5 protein-coding genes are annotated in these 3,036 nt (G+C 74.4%); all 5 read left to right on the top strand.

Annotation, left to right across the window (positions count from 1 at the left end):
- Nucleotides 1–390, top strand: a 390-nt coding sequence (locus KIK08_RS38375) for a helix-turn-helix transcriptional regulator (RefSeq protein WP_214408219.1), incomplete at its 5' end; no start/stop codon positions are given.
- A 193-nt stretch (nucleotides 391–583) separates the two neighbouring features.
- The gene (gene ctaC / locus KIK08_RS38370) at nucleotides 584–1,501 is read left to right on the top strand and encodes an aa3-type cytochrome oxidase subunit II (protein WP_308258159.1); all 918 of its coding nucleotides are present in this window, start codon (nucleotides 584–586) and stop codon (nucleotides 1,499–1,501) included.
- 3 nt (nucleotides 1,502–1,504) lie between these two features.
- On the top strand, nucleotides 1,505–1,903 hold the full coding sequence (locus KIK08_RS38365) for a cytochrome c oxidase subunit 4 (protein WP_214408217.1): 399 nt from the start codon (nucleotides 1,505–1,507) through the stop codon (nucleotides 1,901–1,903).
- A gap of 13 nt (nucleotides 1,904–1,916) precedes the next feature.
- The gene (locus tag KIK08_RS38360; RefSeq protein WP_308258158.1) at nucleotides 1,917–2,459 is read left to right on the top strand and encodes a cysteine hydrolase family protein; all 543 of its coding nucleotides are present in this window, start codon (nucleotides 1,917–1,919) and stop codon (nucleotides 2,457–2,459) included.
- On the top strand, nucleotides 2,456–3,036 hold a 581-nt coding region (locus tag KIK08_RS38355), incomplete at its 3' end, for an ADP-ribosylglycohydrolase family protein (RefSeq protein ID WP_308258157.1). The genes KIK08_RS38360 and KIK08_RS38355, both read left to right, overlap by 4 nt.

Here is a 3,036-nt window from a genome sequence, read left to right as displayed (position 1 = left end):
GCCGGCGAGGTGCGCGCCGCGGCCGAGCGGCTGGTCGGGATCGGGCGCCCGTGGGAGGCGGCCGCGCTGTGCCTGGCCGCCGCGGCCCGCGCCGCCGACCCCCCGACCGTGCGCGAGCTGCTGGGCGCGGGGCGGACCCTGCGCGGACGGGTCTCCCCCGATCGGGCGATCGGGCGCGACGGGCTGTCGCGGCGCGAGCGCGAGGTGGGCAGGCTCGTGCTGGACGGGCTGACCCAGCGCGAGATCGGCGCGCGGCTCTACATCTCGCCCAAGACCGTCGAGCAGCACGTGGCGCGCCTGCGCCAGAAGCTGGTCGCCGGCAACCGCGCGGAGCTGGTCGCGGCGCTGCGCTCGCGGCTGCAGCCGCCGGGTCCGCAGCGCACCGGGTAGCCGGGCGGACACCCCGACACGGCCGCACCCGGGAGGCGATCCACGGCCCCGTGGGTCTAGTCTCTACGCGAGGTCGAAGACGGGAGTCGACCTCGGCTACGACATGGGGGCGCACGGCGTCCCGGACGACGGTGGGAGGCGGCGAGCAGTGGCTCGAGCTCAGCGCGACGGGAGTCGCCGCGGTACCGGGCGGGTGGCCAAGGTGGCCGGTCTGGCCGTGGTCGTCTCGCTGCTCACCAGCGGTTGCTCGGTGGAGGAGGCGATCCGCTTCGGCTGGCCGGAGGGGATCACCCCGCAGGCCGAGGCGATGCGCCAGCTGTGGACCGGGTCGGCGATCGCGGCGCTGGTCGTGGGTGCGATCACCTGGGGCGCGATGCTCTGGGCCGTCGCGTTCCACCGCAAGAAGAAGGACGACGACGGCTCGCTGCCCCGGCAGACGCAGTACAACCTGCCGGTCGAGATCGTCTTCACGGTGCTGCCCACGATCATCGTGGCGGTGCTGTTCGCGTTCACCGTCGTCGTGCAGAACTACGTCGACAACGACCCGCAGGAGCCGGCCGACGTCAACATCGACGTCACCGCCTTCCAGTGGAACTGGGAGTTCGGCTACCCGGACAACCCCGGTCCCGACGGCCGCCCGGTCAGCACGCTGGGCACCAGCGACACGATCCCGCTGCTGGTGCTGCCCACCGGGCAGAGCATCCAGTTCACGCAGCGCTCGAACGATGTGATCCACAGCTTCTTCGTGCCCGAGTTCCTGTTCAAGCGCGACGTCTTCCCGCTCCCCGAGGTCAACGACCAGGACAACGTCTGGCGCATCGACGAGATCGAGCGCGAGGGCGCCTTCGTCGGCCGCTGCGCGGAGCTGTGCGGCACCTACCACGCGCAGATGAACTTCGAGGTCCGGGCGATCCCGCCGGACCTGTACGAGCGGTGGGTGGCGCTGCGCACGCAGAACAACCCCGACACCAAGGCGCTCTACACCGCCGGAGAGGCGCTGGCCGAGCTGAACTGCGGCGAGCTGTGCGCCCCGCAGGCCACCAGCACCTACCCCTTCACCACCGACCGGACCCAGCGCTCCGCGTCGGAGCCGACCACCACCGGGAGCTGAGCGATGAGGGTCGAGCACCGCATCTTCGAGATCATCGCGGTCTTCTGCTTCGTCGTCGCGATCGTCTACACCGTGCTGGCGCAGGAGGCCGTGGGCATCGCGGGGCTGTTCCTGACCGGCGGCCTCGCGCTGATCGTGGGCACCTACTTCCGGTTCGTCGCCCGCCGGCTGGAGGGCCGCCCGGAGGACAACCCGGACGCCGAGGTCTCCGACGGCGCGGGTGACGTCGGGTTCTTCTCCCCGGGCAGCTACTGGCCGGTGGCGCTGGCCGGTGCGGTCGCGCTGTTCGGGATCTCCCTGGCGTTCTTCTACGTCTGGGCGATGGTGATCTCCGGGGTGCTGCTGCTGCTGGCGATCGCCGGGCTGGTGTTCGAGTACCACATCCGGCCCGCGGAGCACTGAGCCCCGCGCGGCCGTGACCGCGGCGCCGGCCGGCCACCTGGTGGTGGTCGACATGCAGCGGGTCTTCGCCGACCCGGGCAGCGGGTGGGCGACGCCGGGCTTCGCCGCGATCGTCGACACGGTCGCGGCGCTGGTCGAGGCGTTCGACCCGGCCGTGACGCTCACCCGGTTCGTCAGCCCGGCGCGGCCGCGGGGCGCCTGGCGCGAGTACTACCGGCAGTGGCCGTTCGCGCTGCAGCCGCCCGACGCGCCGCTGTGGGACGTGGTGCCGGAGCTCGCCCGCCCCCACCCCACCGTCGACGCCCCGACCTTCTCCAAGTGGGGGCCCGAGCTGGCGGCCCGGGTCGGCGACGCCGACCTCGTGCTCGCCGGCGTGTCCACCGACTGCTGCGTGCTGTCCACGGCGTTGGCCGCGGCCGACGCCGGCGTGGCGGTCCGCGTGGTCGCCGACGCCTGCGCCGGGGGCGACGAGGCCGGCCACCGCAAGGCCCTCGACGTGATGCGGCTCTACGCGCCGCTCGTCGAGGTGGTCACCGCCGACGAGGTGCTGGTGTGACGGTGCCGGACGCCCGGCTCGACCGGGCCCGCGGCGCGCTGCACGGCCTGGCGGTCGGCGACGCCCTGGGCATGCCGACCGAGTCGCTGCCCCGCACCGAGGTGGTCGCCCGCTACGGCGCCGTGGTCGACCGGTTCCACCCCGGCGCCCGCGACCAGCCCGTGGCCCCCGACCTGCCGGCCGGCACCGTCACCGACGACACCGAGCAGGCCGTGCTGCTGGGCGAGCTGCTGGTGGGATCCGGCGGCGGGTTCGACCCGGCCGAGTTCGGCCGCCGGCTGCTGGGCTGGGAGCAGTCGATGCGCCGGCGCGGCGCGCACGGTCTGCTGGGGCCCTCGACGAAGCGCGCCGTGGCCGCGCTCGCCGCCGGGGCCGACCCGGTGGCCGCGGGCCGGCACGGCACCACGAACGGCGCCGCGATGCGGATCGCGCCCGCCGGCATCGCCGTCGCCGACCCGAGCGCGCTCCTCGATCTCGTGGTGCGGATCTGCCTGCCGACCCACGGCACCGGCGTGGCGATCGCGGGAGCCGCCGCGGTGGCGGCCGCGGTCAGCGCCGGGATCGGCGGGGCCACGGT

Origin of the sequence: Pseudonocardia lacus, from assembly GCF_018531445.1 — a bacterium.
In the GTDB taxonomy this organism is placed as follows: domain Bacteria; phylum Actinomycetota; class Actinomycetes; order Mycobacteriales; family Pseudonocardiaceae; genus Pseudonocardia; species Pseudonocardia lacus.
Note: the sequence above shows the minus strand (reverse complement) of the source record. Positions and strands in the feature narration are given on the sequence as shown.